9 protein-coding genes and 1 other RNA gene are annotated in these 17,460 nt (G+C 46.3%); 8 read left to right on the top strand and 2 right to left on the bottom strand.

The window, feature by feature from the left end:
• Positions 1-225 precede the first annotated feature (225 nt).
• Positions 226-625, bottom strand: a transfer-messenger RNA (tmRNA) gene (ssrA, locus tag HYN48_RS12520).
• A gap of 208 nt (positions 626-833) precedes the next feature.
• Positions 834-2,015 (bottom strand): serine hydrolase domain-containing protein, encoded by a 1,182-nt coding sequence (locus HYN48_RS12515; RefSeq protein ID WP_108372214.1) that lies wholly within the window; start codon positions 2,013-2,015, stop codon positions 834-836.
• A gap of 297 nt (positions 2,016-2,312) precedes the next feature.
• On the opposite strand from HYN48_RS12515, the gene HYN48_RS12510 reads away from it, so the two are divergent.
• The 8 genes from HYN48_RS12510 to bglX all read left to right on the top strand — a co-directional run bounded on the left by HYN48_RS12510 (position 2,313) and on the right by bglX (position 17,447).
• Positions 2,313-3,536 (top strand): NAD(P)-dependent oxidoreductase, encoded by a 1,224-nt coding sequence (locus HYN48_RS12510; protein WP_108372212.1) that lies wholly within the window; start codon positions 2,313-2,315, stop codon positions 3,534-3,536.
• A gap of 72 nt (positions 3,537-3,608) precedes the next feature.
• Complete coding sequence (locus tag HYN48_RS12505; RefSeq protein ID WP_108372210.1) at positions 3,609-4,994, top strand: peptide-N-glycosidase F-related protein; 1,386 nt, start codon at positions 3,609-3,611, stop codon at positions 4,992-4,994.
• Positions 4,995-5,099: 105 nt separating this feature from the next.
• Positions 5,100-7,838, top strand: a complete 2,739-nt coding sequence (locus HYN48_RS12500; RefSeq protein WP_108372207.1) for a LuxR C-terminal-related transcriptional regulator — start codon at positions 5,100-5,102, stop codon at positions 7,836-7,838.
• A 221-nt stretch (positions 7,839-8,059) separates the two neighbouring features.
• Positions 8,060-11,068 (top strand): SusC/RagA family TonB-linked outer membrane protein, encoded by a 3,009-nt coding sequence (locus HYN48_RS12495; RefSeq protein WP_108372205.1) that lies wholly within the window; start codon positions 8,060-8,062, stop codon positions 11,066-11,068.
• A 14-nt stretch (positions 11,069-11,082) separates the two neighbouring features.
• The gene (locus HYN48_RS12490) at positions 11,083-12,558 is read left to right on the top strand and encodes a RagB/SusD family nutrient uptake outer membrane protein (RefSeq protein ID WP_108372203.1); all 1,476 of its coding nucleotides are present in this window, start codon (positions 11,083-11,085) and stop codon (positions 12,556-12,558) included.
• Positions 12,559-12,595: 37 nt separating this feature from the next.
• On the top strand, positions 12,596-13,462 hold the full coding sequence (locus HYN48_RS12485) for a LamG domain-containing protein (protein WP_108372201.1): 867 nt from the start codon (positions 12,596-12,598) through the stop codon (positions 13,460-13,462).
• 67 nt (positions 13,463-13,529) lie between these two features.
• The gene (locus HYN48_RS12480; RefSeq protein WP_108373637.1) at positions 13,530-14,924 is read left to right on the top strand and encodes a glucoamylase family protein; all 1,395 of its coding nucleotides are present in this window, start codon (positions 13,530-13,532) and stop codon (positions 14,922-14,924) included.
• A gap of 276 nt (positions 14,925-15,200) precedes the next feature.
• Positions 15,201-17,447 carry a beta-glucosidase BglX gene (gene bglX, locus HYN48_RS12475; RefSeq protein WP_108372199.1) on the top strand — a complete coding sequence of 749 codons (2,247 nt, stop codon included), beginning with the start codon at positions 15,201-15,203 and terminating at the stop codon, positions 17,445-17,447.
• The last annotated feature ends 13 nt before the right edge of the window (positions 17,448-17,460 follow it).

The following is a 17,460-nucleotide window of genomic DNA, read 5'->3' as shown; positions in this document are numbered from 1 at the left end:
ATTTTGCGGCTTATTTGCCGCATTCCGGTAAAGGTGACCCTAATAAACTGCGGTTCACCACTATTTAACTTTTCATGTTCCATTATCGGGTTTGAGAAGCGCAAATCTTTAAGGCAATTCGTGTCCGAATGCATTGTTTTTTATTATTGGGTTTTGATAAGATGAAATGAAAAATGCCCGTAAATCCATAGATTTACGGGCATTTACTTTACTTTGATGTAAAGGTTGTGGAGTCGCCGGGAATCGAACCCGGGTCCAAACAGGCAACCAAAGGACTTTCTACATGCTTATTTCCTGATTAGGTTTTCGTCATCAGCTGTGGCCAGGAACAGCCGACTGATGCTTAGCCTCTTAGTTGTCAGGATGCCGCCGAAGCTTCAACATCCCTAGGTCTATTTTTACGGTTCCCCTGTAAAGAACGCCACAGACCAGGGCTTTCAAGGAGAATCCAGCTTCCCTGCCTTGCAGGGACGTGGCTCATCGTACTATAATTCGGATTAAGCAGCTAAAGCGTAGTTATTTTCGCCGTGTAAAAGTGTTGGGACTTTTGGATTAACGAGAAATTGTCCCCATTCTCGGCATGCTTATCGTTCAATTCGACCTGCTGTCAAAACCAGTCGACCCCAATAAGGGCACAAAGATAGGCGATAATTGACAACGCGCAACTCATAACTCAGAATTAATTGCCGTTGTTTTCTTCCGGGCGTTGCCTTCGGCCGGGCTTTCCGCTGTAGCTTTTCCGCTGCGCTGCAAAGGCTGCCGCTGCAATCCCTAACGCAGTGCCGCGAGGCCGGGATTTGAGGTGCTCACTGTCCGCTTCCCCGCGCCAACTGCTATTCCTCACCGTCCGCCTTATCGACCTTCACGGGATAATCCCCGAATGCCGGCGCGAGTTTCCACGCCTGGTAGGTAGACTTGGTGTACTTATTCGAAATCGCAATGATCGTAACCGTATCCTGTTTCAGCTTGATGTACGATGAGGTATTGCCGTGCCACCAGCCGTTATGGTAAAATAGTTTCTGGCCCGTTGGCCATTCATACATCCTGATGCCCAGGCCATAATTGCGTGTGCCTTTGTGTTCGTAACTGTAGCCCTGGTACGCTTTTTTGGAAAGCTCGGGGCTGAGCCATTGCGGCGAATACGTCGCCATATCAAATTTCAGCAGGTCGCGTGGCGTGGAATATACATTCTTATCGCCGTAAGTGCCGTCGAGATGATCGAACCGCAGGCGCATATTGCCTTTGTAGGTCTGACTGACATTGTCTTTATCCTTGATGTCGAATACAAAAGTATTGCTCATCTTCAAGGGCTCAAAAAGCAGCTTTTTCATCGCTTCCGGGTAAGCCATCCCGGTGATTTTTTCAATCACCAGCGCGAGCATGGCATAATTGGTATTGCAATACGCAAACCGTCTGCCACTCGGGAACTGCTGCGGAAAATGGTGCTCGTTCATCAGGTTCAGAACATCCTGGTTGGTCAGCGTTTTAGAATGGTCCCAGACGCCTTTCTCATCACAGAAGTAGGCGTAATTCGGCAGCCCGCTGCGGTGGTCGAGCAAATCCTGTATTGTGATGTTCGGGTACGGGAAAGGGGAGAGCACCGTGCTTACATCCTGTCCCAGATCGAGTTTGCCGGCATCAATGAGACGCAGTACGACGGCCGCCGTGAGCACTTTGGTCATCGAGGCGATGTGTATCGGGGTGGTTGCCGTAATGCCCAGTTTTTTTTCGACGCTCGAATATCCCTGGTAATTTTCGTAAATGATCTGCCCGTTCTTTGCCACAAGGAAACTGCCGTTCATGCGGTCGCCCCAGTTTTTATTGAAAAATGCTTCCACTTTTTGTTTTTTGGACGCTTTATATGAAGCCGTTATTTCAGGCATCTGGGTTTCAAATGGGTTGTTTTTCCTGTAGGAATCCGCGAGGTTGGCCGCAGGATCCTTGTCCTTGCACGATGATAAGACCAGGCCGGAAACCAGCAATGAAAGTAAGACACGGGTGCGCAGCCAATTCATTTTCTTGAGTTATGTTCTAATCGCAAATATAAAAGAATGAGGCGTTTTCAAAACCGATTTTAAGCAATACTTAGCATAAATTGCGTTATAATAATTTAAACACTTAAATGTCAAAAAATTGGGGAATATTTTTTTTTAAAATGATTTTGACGGCAGTTTTAAATGTTATATTTGTAACAAAATACGGAAAGAGAGTGAGAATATTTCGCCTTTACAGCCATTTTGTTAATTGTTGAAATATCTCTAAATTATTTAATAAAAAATCAGTTGAAACAATCTGATTTTTAAAATTGCGCTATGAAATTCGGAATTATCAAAGAAAGAAAAAGTCCGCCTGACAGAAGGGTGGTCTTTACACCTGAAGAATTGGTACGCCTTAAGGCACAGCACCCTGAGGCGGAAATCAAAGTGGAGAGCTCAGACATCAGGGTGTTTAAGGACAGCGAATATGCTGAGCTTGGACTCGAAGTAACAACCGATATGAGCGACTGCGACGTGCTTTTCGGCGTTAAGGAAGTGCCGGTTGACGCGTTAATCCCGGGAAAGAAATACTTCTTCTTTTCACATACAATCAAAAAACAGCCGCACAATCGTAAGCTGTTGCAGGCCATCCTTGAGAAAAAAATAGATTTATACGATCATGAGACCATTGTCGACAAGCACTTTAAAAGGCTGATCGGTTTTGGCCGTTACGCAGGGATCGTAGGCGCTTATAACGGCATGCGTGCATTCGGCATCAAGTTTGAATTGTACAATCTGCCTAAAGCGGAAACGCTCGCGCACAAAGAGGATCTGGTACAAAGGCTCAGACGGCTTGTCCTGCCGCCGATCAAAATTGTACTTACCGGCCACGGCAAGGTAGGCAGCGGCGCCAAGGAGATTCTGGACGCCATGAAAATCAAGCAGGTTTCCGTCGAGGATTACCTCGCGAAAAACTTCGACGGCCCGGTTTACACACAAATTGATGTGCTCGATTACAACAGGCGCGCTGACGGTGCCGCGGCGGATAAAGCAAATTTTTATAAGCATCCGGACGCCTATGTTTCCGATTTTGAACGGTTTTCAAAAGTATCGGACATCTTTATTGCGGGTCATTTTTACGCCAATGAGGCGCCCGTCATACTGACACGCAGCATGCTCGCAGCGCCTGATAATAAGATTAAGGTGATTGCTGATATTTCGTGCGATGTGGACGGCCCTATCGAATCCACCATCAAGGCGTCAACAATTGCTGAACCACTCTATGGCTATCTTCCTTCAAAACATACAGAGGTCGACATCTTCCATCCTGCGGCCATCGTTGTGATGGCAGTAGACAACCTCCCCTGCGAATTGCCGAAAGATGCGAGTGAAGGCTTCGGGGAAATGTTTATGGAGCATGTGGTGCCGGCATTCTTCAACGGCGACAGGGACGGTATCCTTGAACGTGCAAAAATCACGGAAAACGGACAACTGACTGAACGTTTTAAATACCTTCAGGACTACGTAAACGGTTACGAATTAGAAAAAATCCCGGTATAAGCCGGGATTTTCATTTTAGGGAAATTAGATTTTATTAGTATCTTTAGGCACTACTAAACCAATACTTTAAAGATGAAAAAAACTTTACTTTTTTTTGCGATCTGCCTTTTCCTGAGTCCATTCAGCAACCTGCAGGCGATGTCGCCGACAGCGCCGCCTTCAAAAAAGGCACTTACCATCTACAACCTGACCGTATTTGACGAAATCCTCTTTTTCGACGGATATGCCGCGACCGTGTCAACCCCCACACCGCCAGCCGGTATCATCCGACATAGGAATGATCTGTATGCGAGGATGCTTACTGAAGATGAATTGGCTTCATTCGGGCCCGGAATTACGATGAATGTTACGGTGAAAGCGGCCTGCGACAATTACGACCGGATCGGAAATGTCAATCTGGCTTTTGTGCCGAAAGGCGCGACAACATACACGCCGGCCGATGTACAACGCATCGAATTGGGGCGTTTCATCACCCCGTTCATGAATAAAAATCTCACGCCTGACGAGGTGCCCTATACATTTGACGTATCAAATGTCTATAAGATATTTAATGATCCCTCGATAATTGCAGCGTACGATATTTGGGTGGAACTGGAAATTTTCGGGGTGCCTTATGCCGCCCAGACACAGGTTGCCGGATGCTCCGGACGCAATGACGTATTTTTCGGGACGCTTGAGTTTGTTTCTGATACCGATGCGCTGCCTGAACCGGGAATCAACTACCTTTTGCCACTCAATTTTAAGAAAGACCTGAACAATTATGCCGCAGGGGCGACGGACATTATCGGGCAGACCGTAAGGACCATCGACTTCGAGTTGCCGGCAACGGTGAACAATGCAAGTTTTTACCTGATTACCTCCAATCACGGTGCGAACTCGGGCGGGGAAGAATACAACAGGAGAAACCATTATATCTATCTGGATAACGTGGGGATACTGGTGTATAAGCCCGGGAGTTACAGCTGCGAGCCTTTCAGGATTTACAACACGCAGGGGAACGGAATTTATGGGGCGTCTCCGCGTACACCGGCACAGTGGCAGTCTTTCAGCAACTGGTGTCCCGGTGATGTAATTCCGATCAGGAAAATCTCGCTGGGCAATCTTGCAGCCGGAATGCACTCGTTTAAGATTACGGTACCGTCGGCGCAGTTTGTAGACCAGCAGGGATACATCCCGGTGTCGTTGTACCTGCAGGGTAGCTTGTCCGAACCTTTGGGCACAACCACACTGACAGAGAATAATTTCAGTTTATATCCCAACCCGGCGAAAGATTATGTGATGATTCAGGCCGATGCCCCAATAAAAGAGATTACACTGCACAACGTCCTTGGTCAGGAAGTCGGCACAGGCAGTTTGGGAACCAACATAGACCTGACCTCCCTTTCGGCAGGGGTTTACATCGTACAGGTTCGTTTTGCGAACGATAAAGTGATCGTAAAGCGACTGGTCAAAGAATAAATTTTTCGTTTTCCTGACGCAATTCCGGCTCAATTACAGCCGGAATTGTCATTTTCAGGCTGCCGCTAACAGAAATGTAATTATATTTGAAAAAACCATGGATTCGTGAAACGGATTGTATCAGTAATTTCTCTTTATTTCCTGATTGCCGCCGCCAATGCTCAGGAGCTGCTGCCGTTTGTTGAGAATTTTACCAAGACCGAATACGGCGGTGACAACCAAAACTGGAATGTGGCGCAAGGCAGTGACAACGCGATTTACTTTGCGAACAATCACTACTTCCTTCGTTATAACGGGGTAAAATGGGAAAAGTATACGCTTCCGAACAAAACCGTCATCAGATCAGTATTTATAGATCGTGATAAGGTGTACACGGGTTCGTACAAGGAGTTCGGCTACTGGCAGCGGATACAGGGTAAGATGAAGTATTTTTCACTTACGGGAAAGAACCTTTTCAGCGGTTCGGACAATGAGGAAATCTGGAAAATCTTCAAATTCAATGGCCGTATTTATTTCCAGTCTTTCAATGAACTTTTTATTTACGACCGTTCAGGCATACGTAAAGTCAGATTCCCGTTCCAGATTTCCTATTGCTATATCGTTGACAAACAGATTTATGTCGCGTCGGTAAGACAGGGCGTTTATGTGATGGACGGCGACACATTCATTAAAAAGGAACGTTGGTCGTCTATTGACCAGAATGTGATCCACAATATTGAAAAGTCGGGTGGCAAGGTTTATATTTTCACCAAAACCAATGGCATTTACGTCGCCAAAAATGACCGGCTTGAGCCATGGGAAGCGCCGCTTAATGAAAAGCTTAAAAAGGAGGTCATCGTCACGGCCAAATTTGTAAACGACAGCACGCTGGCCGTTGGCACGGGACTGCAGGGCTTGTATATCGTGGACTTACGGGACAATTCCTATAAAAATTTCAATCGCGAAAATGCGCTGAAGAATAATGCGGTACTTTCTATACTTGTGGACAGGGAAAATGATCTGTGGCTCGGACTTGACAATGGTATTGCGCACATCGAAATCAATTCGGCGGTCAACGTGTTTTCGGACAATCTGGGCATTTTAGGGTCTGTTTATGGCATATCGACGATTGATGATGGCTACCTTTTTGTTACCAACCACAGCGTGTTTCTTTACAAAGACAAGCAATTGCAGTCGATACCAAACTCGCAGGGCCAGGTCTGGGACATCTTCAAGCTCGGCAGCCGTTATGTAATCGGGCACAATGACGGAACGTTCATCTTCGACGGCAAAAATCTTAAAAAAGTGAACAACGTCAACGGGGGATGGAGCATGTACAAAAGCGACTACGACCATGTATATTTCCAGCCGAATTATTCAGGGATTGCGTATTACACCGATTCCGGGGAGTTCACCAATCCGCGGTTTCTGTCACGACTCACAAAACCCATCCGCAATGTCGCGCAGAACAAACCGAACGAACTTTGGGCTGCGGACAACTATCGAAGCCTCTATAGGATCCGCTATGATGACCAATTCCGAACGACTGAAATTCAAAACATTTCGCAGCAAAATGGTATAAAGAATGATTTCGGGGTCAAAATCTTTACGTATAAGAACGAGATATTGTTCCTCATCGATAAGGTCTGGTATACTTTCAATGCCATATCTGAAAAACTGGTAAAGGATGCTATTTTCAATAAGTCGTTTCGCAACATTTCAGATATCATTCCCATAGATGATGAACATTTTATCGTTGTCAACTCGGACCTGCTGTACGTGGTTTCACAGATAAACAACGAATTTATCTGGGAAGTCATACCTGAAAAATATTACGAAGGCAAATTGATTTTTGAAAGCTCTAAAGCGTTTAAGACCGGTAATACCATATTGCTTAACCTCGATGACGGATTCATTTCCTATGCGTTGGGGCAATCAGACCACCGTGCTGACCAGGTGAAAATTGAAGCATTTTACCAGGGTGACCTGATTACGGAAGATACGGACATCAAGTACAACCAATCGGTAGAAATTAATGTCATACCCGGAAATTACGGGTACAGGAGGCAGGAGCTGTTCTATAAGTTGAATGATGCCGGCGATTTCCAGCGCGTCATTAAAGGCAGCCTTGTACTGAACAACCTGCACAGTGGTAACCAGCTCGTGAGTTTTTATTTCTTTAACGGAAAGGACTATGTGAAAGTAAAAGAGTTCAATTTTGGCGTCGACAATCCATGGTATTTTTCATGGTGGATGGTATTGGTCTATATATTGATCATATCGGGGAGTTTCTTTTTGTATTATCGCTGGAACGCGTTCCGATACAGGCAGAAACTGCAGCTCAAGGAAGAAGAACTGAAACACGAACAGAAAATACTCGAGTTGCAACTAAAGGCCGAAAATGAACTCAACGTGCAGGAATATGAAAAGCACATCCTTGAGCTTGAAATCCAGTCAAAATCAAGTGAGGTGGCCGGAAAATCACTTTCGATTGCCAAACAGAGCGAAATGATTGAGAACATCCAGCATCTACTCGAGACAGAAGGTGATATACAGAAGCTAAAGAATGAGATTCGGAAAGTCGTCAAAATCAACGCAGTCAACAAACATGAATGGGAGACGTTTGAGACGAACCTGAACCAGATCCATAATGAATTCATCATTAACCTCACGAGGAAATTTCCAAACTTAACCTCGAAAGACATCAGGCTTTGTGTGTACCTTAAAATGAATCTGTCGTCAAAAGAGATCGCCCCGATGATGAATATCTCATTTCGCGGCGTGGAATTGCATCGCTACCGCCTGCGCAAAAAACTCAATTTAAACCAGGATGAAAATTTAAATAAGTTCATGCTATCTATTTAGTGCATGATTAGTTAGTTCTACGTACTGCCACTACTCAGTCAATACATCATCACTACATCAATACACCTCCGAAAACGTTTTCTTACCCCTGCAAAACCTTTACATTTACTGATTTGTTAAGGTAATCTTAAAAATTGATGTAATCGTGTAGTGCTGCCCGTTAACTCACGCAAACGTTGTAATTGCGTAATTTGGCATTACTAACTTTAACAAATTAATACATGAGAAATTTTATCTTGAGCTTTATGGCTTTCGTTTCTCTGCTGTGCTTACCGTCCTGGGTTTCCGCCCAGAACATTTCAGGTAAGGTAATGGACGAGATGGGAATGCCAATGCCGGGCGTGAGCGTTACTTTAGTGACATCAACTACCGGAACGATTACCGACATGGACGGTAATTTCTCGATTGCGGCCAAATCAGGCGAGCAACTGCAATTTTCTTTTCTGGGTTACCAAAGCCAGACCGTTTCTGCGGCAGAGGGTATGACCGTCGCCATGAAGCCTGCGACAACAGACCTTTCCGAAGTTGTGGTTATCGGTTATGGAACGGCAAACAAGCGCGACCTTACCGGATCGATTGTAAAAATCAAGGGCAGTGAGGTAGCTGACAAACCAAATACCAACCCTATTGCTTCACTGCAGGGAAAAGTTGCCGGTTTGCAAATTACCAATTCGGGGCAGCCCGGGCAGGAGCCTGACATCAGGATTCGAGGAACTGTGAGTAAGTTCCGTACGAAGCCGTTGTATGTTATTGATGGTATTTGGAACGACAATATGAGTTTTGTGAATCCTAATGACATCGAGTCGCTTGATGTGTTAAAAGATCCATCGTCCTTAGCGGTATTCGGGGTACGGGGCGCTAATGGTGTTATTATTGTAACTACTAAAAAAGCGAAGGAAGGTAAGACGGTAGTGAACTTTAATACCTCTACTGGTGTGAAAGATATTACCGATGCACCGAGCATGACAAATGGCGCGCAGTTCCGGACCTTGTATGATCAGCAACGTGCCAACCAGGGATTGGCGCCTTACAGTTTTTACAATCTTTTCAATGGCGACACCAATTGGGTTGATGAGATCTCAGCAAGCAGCCCGATGATTACGATGTATAACATTTCGGTATCTAACGGCGACGAAAAAAATAAGATATATGTTGGTGCAGGCTATACCGAAGAGGAAGGCCTGATTAAGAATGAGAAACTTAAAAAATTTACATTCAATATCAATGATGAGTTGAAAGTGAGTGACCGGTTAAAGGTTGGTGTGGGCATGAACGGCTATGACGCAAGATTGCCACAGCTTCATGACTTCATTGCAGCATTGAATGCCACGCCAATTGTTGAGGCTTTTAATGTGACCGAGGGCGTTTACAATCAGTTGCCTTCTGAAATCGGAGGCCCGCAAATCGGAAACCCGTTGGCAAGCGTTGACCTGGTTAATAACGGAACCCAGCTTAACCGGGATACCCGTTTCGTTGGGAATGTATTCGCCGAATTGAAGTTAATCGACAATCTGAAAATCCGTGGAAACTACCTTGCAGATCTTGGTTTTTCACGCGGACGGGGCTATACGCCGGTGTTTGATGTCTATGCTGCCGAGTCGGATCAACTCACGCCTTATGCCGGTAATACGGTAACCAGCGTGAATCAATTCAAGAGTGATTCGCAATATGTGCAACAGGAGTTGCTGCTGACATACGATAAGAGTTTTGGCAAGCACAATATCGCGTCGGTCTTGGGTTACACCCGTTCCGAAACCAGATTCAGTTCTATGAATGGTTCAGTAAGGGCTGATGTGGCCAATAATTTCCAAATTCCGAATGACCCGCGATTTTGGTACATCAACGTGTCTCCGTTCGGTGACATTTCAACAAGGATTTCAAATTCCAGCGAGGACAGCCGCTCAACGGTATCTTATCTGGCAAGGGTTTTGTATAATTATGACGGGAAATACCTTCTCAACGCCACTTACCGCAATGATGCTTCGTCAGAACTGACGAAAAAATTCAACGCATGGTCTGTAGGGGCAGCGTGGGAAATTTCAAAAGAATCATTTATGAACAACTCGGTACTCAATTACCTGAAAATAAAGGGTTCTGCAGGCCAGCTGGGTAATCAGGTAAGCAGTATACCATATCCGGGCTATCCAGGCTATATTTCGGGTACGGCAGGCGCTGCGGTGTTCGGAGATGTTCCTGCGATCGGATTTACCAGTGCATTCCTGCCAAACTCGGAGCTGAACTGGGAGGTTGTGACCTCATACGAATTTGGCTTCGAATTGGCGACGCTCAAAAACCGCCTGTCAATGGAAGCAAACTATTACAACAAGAGAACCAGCGACCTGTTGGATTTCGTATTCTTCGGCGGCAATCAGGCGAGCAGCAAATACGTCAATGCCGGTGAGATTGAAAACAAGGGAATTGAGCTGATGGGCACATGGAAAGATAAGATCGGGGATTTCGAATACTCCATATCCGGAAACTTCACCTCGATTGATAACAAGGTTATTTCGACTTATGACACTGGCTCCATTTTTCAAAATGGCTCTTCAATCGTTAAAGCTGGCGCACCAATCGGCGCGTTCTATGGCTATGAAGTAGAAGGCGTTTACCAATCTTATGCTGACATCCTCGCCTCACCGCCAAGCGCACTGGGCAGTTATGACGTCGGAGACCTGAAATTCAGGGACCGGAATGGAGACGGTGTAATCAATCCCGATGATCGTGGGATAATTGGCAACCCAACTCCTGATTTCACCTACGGGTTTTCATTGAATCTAAATTATAAGAATTTTAGTCTCTCTGCGGACTTCCAAGGTGTTTATGGTAACGAAATCTGGAGAGACTGGGGTAATGGCTCTACGTTTGCACCATTCAATTACAGAAGCGACAGGTTGAACGCATGGAACGGTCCCGGTACCTCTAACTGGGAACCCAGGCTGAATACTGCAACCGGATACAATATAAATAATGCGTCGACCTACATGATTGAAGACGGCAGTTACATGAGGTTAAGGAATATTCAATTAGGTTATGCGTTCGATACCAAATTCCTCGAAAGTATCTCGATTCAGAATATGAGGCTGTTTATCAACGCCCAGAACCCTTTTACATGGGCCAACAATTCCGGTTTCTCGCCGGAGGCTCCGGGCAGCCCTACGAGGTTTGGCGTCGATACAGGTGGTTATCCGGTGCCGGCTATTTATTCATTGGGTCTTAGTGTAACTTTCTAATAAAAAATTGAATTATGAAAAATAAAAATATTAAAAGATTATTTATCGTAGCGGTTGCCGGAGCGATGCTGATGGCGTCCTGTAACGACGATGATTTTTTAGATAAGAAACCCGAAGGCCAGGCAGTCCCTGGTGAGGTCGAAATAGGAGGCTTCGATGCGCAGGCATTTGGCCTGTATGCCAAATTCAGGACACAGGCAGGTATTGCAGACTGGAGCCGTTACTGGTTTCAGAGCATCCGATCGGACGATGCCGCCAAAGGCAGTACTAGCGATGACGCCGCCGGTTTCGGAACCATTTTTGATACCTACCAGTACTCGGCCGTTGAAGGATTTGCCGCAAGCAATTGGGGCGGGCATTTTAACCTGATCTTCGACTGCAATGATTTGATTGCAGACGTCGACGAGTCCGGAGATGTCACAGAAGGTACTTTGATAAACAGGGCTGAAGCCACTGCATTCAGGGCGCTGTGTTACTTTGAACTAAGACGTGATTACGGAGAAGTACCATTGGTTTTAAACAGGGTCGTCGATCCGTCAGATTCGTACAAGCCTAAATCCTCGATAGCGGATATAGATGCGCAGATTGTCGCCGATTTGCAGTATGCCATTGAACACCTTCCTACTTCCTGGCCTGCGTATCCGGGCCGTGCCACCAAAGGATTTGCTATCGCGCTGCTGGGTAAGCTTTATCTGTATCAGCAAAACTGGACTCAGGCATTAGCCCAATTTGAAACGGTAATGACTTATGGATACGGACTTTATCCAAACTTTAATGAATTGTTTCTGCAAAAAGCCGACAATTCGGTAGAATCTATTTTTGAAGTTCAATTTACACGCATCGCCGGTCAGAACTATTCAAGTAACTACTGGGAATCACAGGGCGTACGCGGGAGCAGCGTATGGGATTTAGGCTGGGGCTTCAACGTGCCTACACAGGCTTTGGTAGATGCTTTCGAACCTGGTGATCCGCGTAAGGCGGCAACAATACTATATTCAGGTCAGGACGACGGATATGGAAATGTACTGCCTACGGCACCACCATTGGCACAACCCTATTGGAATAAGAAGGCCTACACGCTGAAGTCGGAGCGCGAAAGTTTTGGAGAAAATAAAAATCACTGGTCTAATATCCGCATCATTCGTTATGCTGATGTACTGCTCATGGCTGCAGAAGCGGCGAATGAACTGGGGCAGACTACCGTCGCTACAGGATACCTCAATCAGGTGCGCGCGCGCGCCAGAGGAAATTCAGGCGCACTTCCCGATATTACATCAGGAGATCAGGGTACAGTACGGGCTGCAATCAAGCATGAGAGACGGGTAGAACTGGCATTGGAAGGTGAACGTTTTTATGACCTCGTACGCTGGGGAGATGCAGTGTCAGTCCTTGGTGGCTTGGGTTATCAGGATAAAAACAAATTTTACCCTGTGCCGCAGACCGTCATTGATGAGTCGCAGGGCATCATCGCGCAGAATCCGAATTATTAATAAAAAGTAAGCAACACTTACCTAAAATAGTACGAATATGAAAAAAATCACATTTAACCTAGCAAAGACAGGACTGGCGATTGCGTTAGTCTTGTCGATGTCCGGCTGCCAGCAAAACATGGATCATCCCGCAATGGGCGCGTATCCTGAAGATGAGAACCCCGCCGGCGGCCCTTTGAAGTTCTTTGTAACTTTCGATCGTGAAAGCGAAAATCCTTTAATGCGTGCTGTTGATGAGACACGCGCAAAGTTCCCGACGGAAAACGATTTCACTCAAATTGATGGTGTCAGCGGCAAAGCGGCACAGGGCAGTGCAGACAAAGCGATCAGATATCCTAAACCAAATGATTGGGCCAGTACGGCCGAGAGTTTTACGGTAGCTTTCTGGGAAAAGCACAATGGGCAGACCAAAAACGGCGCTAACCCGGGAGCAGAGCACATCTTCAGTATCCCTTCGTCTAACGGCCACTGGTCTGAGGCTACCATGTTTCTGCTATTTGACCAGTACGGCGGCTCGTCTTCTGCCGCAGCGATAAAGTTCGTCATGGTCGACAAAAATATGGGCGACAGCTGGATGACATGGGAAAATGAAAATTCTATTGAAGGGGTTTTGGATAACCAATGGCACCATTTTGCGTTCGTCTATGACGCGAATACATCGGAATTTACTATGTACATCGATGGTGTGAACCGCGGTACCAAAACCTGGGGAACGCACGGACCGATAAATCTTGACGACTCGAAAATCACTGGTTTCAGGATCGGTAACGGACCGCAAAAACAGAATGATTCTGGCGATAACTGGTTGTTTTCAAATTGGAAAGGTGGATTAGACCAGTTCAGGTTATACAACATCCCTTTGTCTCAGGCCGAAGTGCAGAATTTGTTCGCAGAAAAGAAATAATTTAATAAACTTCTTAATGCCTGCCGGTAATACATTTGTTCTGGCAGGCATTATTTTAAAAGCGCCAATGAAACTTATCCAGTTCATACCATTTTTTTCACTGATCTTATTCATGGATTGCAGCAGCTCTGAGCCGGTAAAATCGACTTCAGGACCGCAAAACCCCAATCCCGAAAACCCCACCAACCCCGAAACGCCGCTTTCAGATGCCGCATTGCTGGATCTGGTCGAAAAGCAGACGTTCCGGTATTTCTGGGATTTTGCGCAGACGCAGTCCGGTATGGCCCGCGAGCGTTACCATATTGATGATCCTTCGAATGATCAGAATATTGTAACGACCGGAGGGTCCGGGTTCGGACTGATGGCGCTCGTCGCAGGAATCGACCGAGGTTATGTGAGCAGGGCAGAAGGCATCGCAAGATTGGATAAGATTGCTGATTTCCTCGCTTCCGCAGACCGGTTTCACGGGGCTTGGTCACATTGGATCAATGGGACAAACGGGCATGTAATTCCTTTCGGAACCAAAGACAACGGGGGTGACCTCGTAGAGACGTCATTTCTCACGGTGGGAATGATTACGATCAGGGAATATTTTAAAAACGGCAACACCGAAGAACAGGCTTTGGCACAAAAATATGACGCGCTATGGAAAGGCGTCGACTGGGACTGGTACCGCAACAACCAGGATGTACTGTACTGGCACTGGTCACCGGATTACGGATGGGAAATGAATTTTCCGCTCGAAGGCTATAACGAATGCCTGATTACGTATGTTATGGCCGCGTCGTCGCCTACACATCCCATTACTGCTTCGCCATACCATAACGGCTGGGCAAGAAGTGGAGGGATTTTATCGGGCGCGGTATACTACGGAGTGCCGCTTATCTTCAGGCATAATGGCGCTGAAGCCAGTGGCGGACCGTTGTTCTGGTCGCATTATTCGTACCTTGGGCTCGACCCGAATCAGCTCAGCGATACTTACGCCAATTACTGGGACGTCAATTACAACCACAATCGTTCGCAATACCTTTATTGTGTAGCCAATCCTTCCGGGCATACCGGATATGGGCCAAATTACTGGGGCCTGACTGCGTCCTACTCGCGAAACAGTGATGGTTCGATCGGTTACGATGCCCACATGCCCGGCAACGACAAAGGCGTGATTTCGCCAACGGCAGCGGTAAGCTCAGTGGTCTACCTGCCGCAGGAGTCGCTTAAGGTGATGCACAACCTGTATGAAAATTACAAAACCCAATCATGGGGTGTTGCGGGTTTTTATGACGCGCATAGCATACAGTACAACTGGAGTGCCAGAAGGTATCTTGCCATTGACCAGGGACCGCAGGCAGTAATGATCGAAAATTACAGGTCAGGCCTCTTGTGGAATCTGTTCATGAATGCGCCAGAGATACAGCAGGGATTAATCACCCTTGGCTTCCATTCGGGCAAATACGGATTTTAAATTATACGAATACAATCATCGCCGTCATTCCATTGCGGATTCCTGTGTAGAAGGGATGGGAACGAACGGGAGAAATCAAAAACGAATCGGTCAAATTAAATAGTCATGAAGCCAACGAGGATTGGTTTGGCAAATAAACAAAAGTTCAGATATTTTCGGGTTTATGTGAATCCCTTTCCGGGAACGGGAGTCGACGTCAGTCAGCGGCGGCATGCCACCGGGAGATAGATTTTTAAAACGGAACCAAATACTGCCGCAGGGCAAATACCAATACGAATGAAAAAAAGATTATTACTATTATCGGTGTTGACGATGGCATCGGGTTATGCACAGAAAAAGAAAGACACTCAAGCGGTTAAGATTAAGCCAAAGGCGGAATTTGTAGCCGACCTGATGTCAAAAATGACCGTAGACGAAAAGATATACCAATTGGTACAGTTCTCGTCAGATGGGACCATAACCGGGCCAAAATCAGGTGATAATTATATTACAAGAATACAACAGGGAAAAGTAGGTTCCGTACTGAACGCCACCGGTGCTTCGAATAACCGCATGATACAAAAAATGGCCGTTGAAAATTCAAGGCTTAAAATCCCGTTGCTTTTCGGTCACGATGTAATTCATGGCTACAAGACGATTTTCCCGATCAACCTCGGAATGGCGTCTTCTTTTGATCCTGCCGCTGTTGAAAAAGCCGCACGCGTAGCCGCAATCGAAGCGTCTGCAGGAGGTGTTCAATGGACTTTCGCCCCAATGGTTGATATTGCCCGTGACCCGCGCTGGGGGCGTGTTTCCGAAGGTTCGGGTGAAGATGTTTACCTGGGCTCAAAACTCGCAGCTGCAAATGTTCGCGGTTTCCAGGGCGATGATCTTTCCAAAAATAATACCATCCTGGCCTGTGCCAAACATTTCGCCGCCTATGGCGCCGCGGAAGCCGGCCGTGATTACAATACTACAGACATGTCTGAAAGAGTGCTTCGCGATACCTACTTGCCGCCGTTCCACGCGGCTGTAGAGGCGGGTGTGAAAACGTTTATGGCTTCGTTTAATGAAATTTCCGGAGTACCGTCAACGGCTAACAAACACCTGCTTCGCGACGTGCTTAAAGGCGAATGGAAGTTCGACGGCATGGTCGTTTCTGATTACACCGGCGTTAACGAGATGATTGCCCACGGGTTTGCCAAAGACGATCAGGATGCGGCACAACTGGCCCTGAATGCCGGCATGGACATGGATATGGTCGGCGGTACTTTCATGAATACGCTTAAGAAATCATACGATGAAGGAAAAGTTTCCATTGAAGTCATCAACGATGCCTGTAAAAGGGTTTTGGATGTGAAATATGATTTGGGCCTGTTCGAGGATCCTTACCGTTACTTCGACGAAAAAAGGGAAAAGGAAAATACTTACCGGCCGGATTTCCTCGAAGCCACGTTGGATGTTGCCAAAAAGTCGATGGTGCTGCTTAAGAATAAGAACAATGTGCTTCCGCTGAAAAAGGACCAGAAAATAGCGTTCGTCGGACCTTTGGCGATGGATGAGTTCAATATTATCGGTTCATGGGCTGCGCTTGGAGAAAGAGATGGCCGTGCGATAAGCGTAAAAGAAGGTGTAATGAATCTTCTGGGAGCCACCGCAAAAGTGACTTTTGACAAAGGAACAGAAATCATGGGGGATGACGGAAGCATGATCAAATCGGCACTGAAATCTGCTCAAAATGCCGATGTGATTGTAGCGGTAATGGGCGAACGCGAAAATCAAAGTGGCGAAGCGGGTTCGCAAACCAATATCGATCTTCCGGGCCAGCAGAAGCAATTTCTGGCAGAACTGAAGAAGTTGGGAAAACCGATAGTCCTGGTACTTATGAACGGCCGTCCGTTGACCCTTTCCTGGGAAGACGAGAACATGGACGCCATTCTCGAAACCTGGTGGTCGGGCACGCGCGGTGGTGATGCAATCGCACAGACCTTATTCGGTGACAATAACCCGAATGGGAAATTGCCGATCTCTTTCCCAAGAAATGTAGGTCAGGTGCCGATTTATTACAATCATAAAAATACCGGCCGCCCCTACCTGGGCCTGACAGATCCGGAGCAGAAATACAAATCAAGGTACACTGACGTTGACAACAGTCCATTGTATCCATTCGGATATGGTTTAAGTTATACTAAATTCGACTACAGCAACCTGAAATTATCTTCAGAAAAAATCGGTTTCGGCCAAAAACTAAAAATCGCGGTTGACGTCAGCAACACCGGAAATTACGACGGCGAGGAGGTTGTCCAGCTCTATGTAAAGGACGTCGTCGGTTCGGTGACACGACCTGTACGCGAATTAAAAGGTTTTGAGAAAATCAACCTTAAGAAGGGAGAAAAGAAAACGGTCACTTTTGAGATTTCCTCAGATGACCTGAAATTTTACAACATCAATATGCAGAACACGGCTGAGGCAGGAGACTTCGAAGTCTTTGTCGGCGGCAGTTCAGATGCATCTTTAAACGGAAAATTTGAGTTAGTTAAATAATTGAGTTTCATGT

It is taken from the genome of Flavobacterium magnum (assembly GCF_003055625.1).
GTDB classification, from domain to species: domain Bacteria; phylum Bacteroidota; class Bacteroidia; order Flavobacteriales; family Flavobacteriaceae; genus Flavobacterium; species Flavobacterium magnum.
Note: the sequence above shows the minus strand (reverse complement) of the source record. Positions and strands in the feature narration are given on the sequence as shown.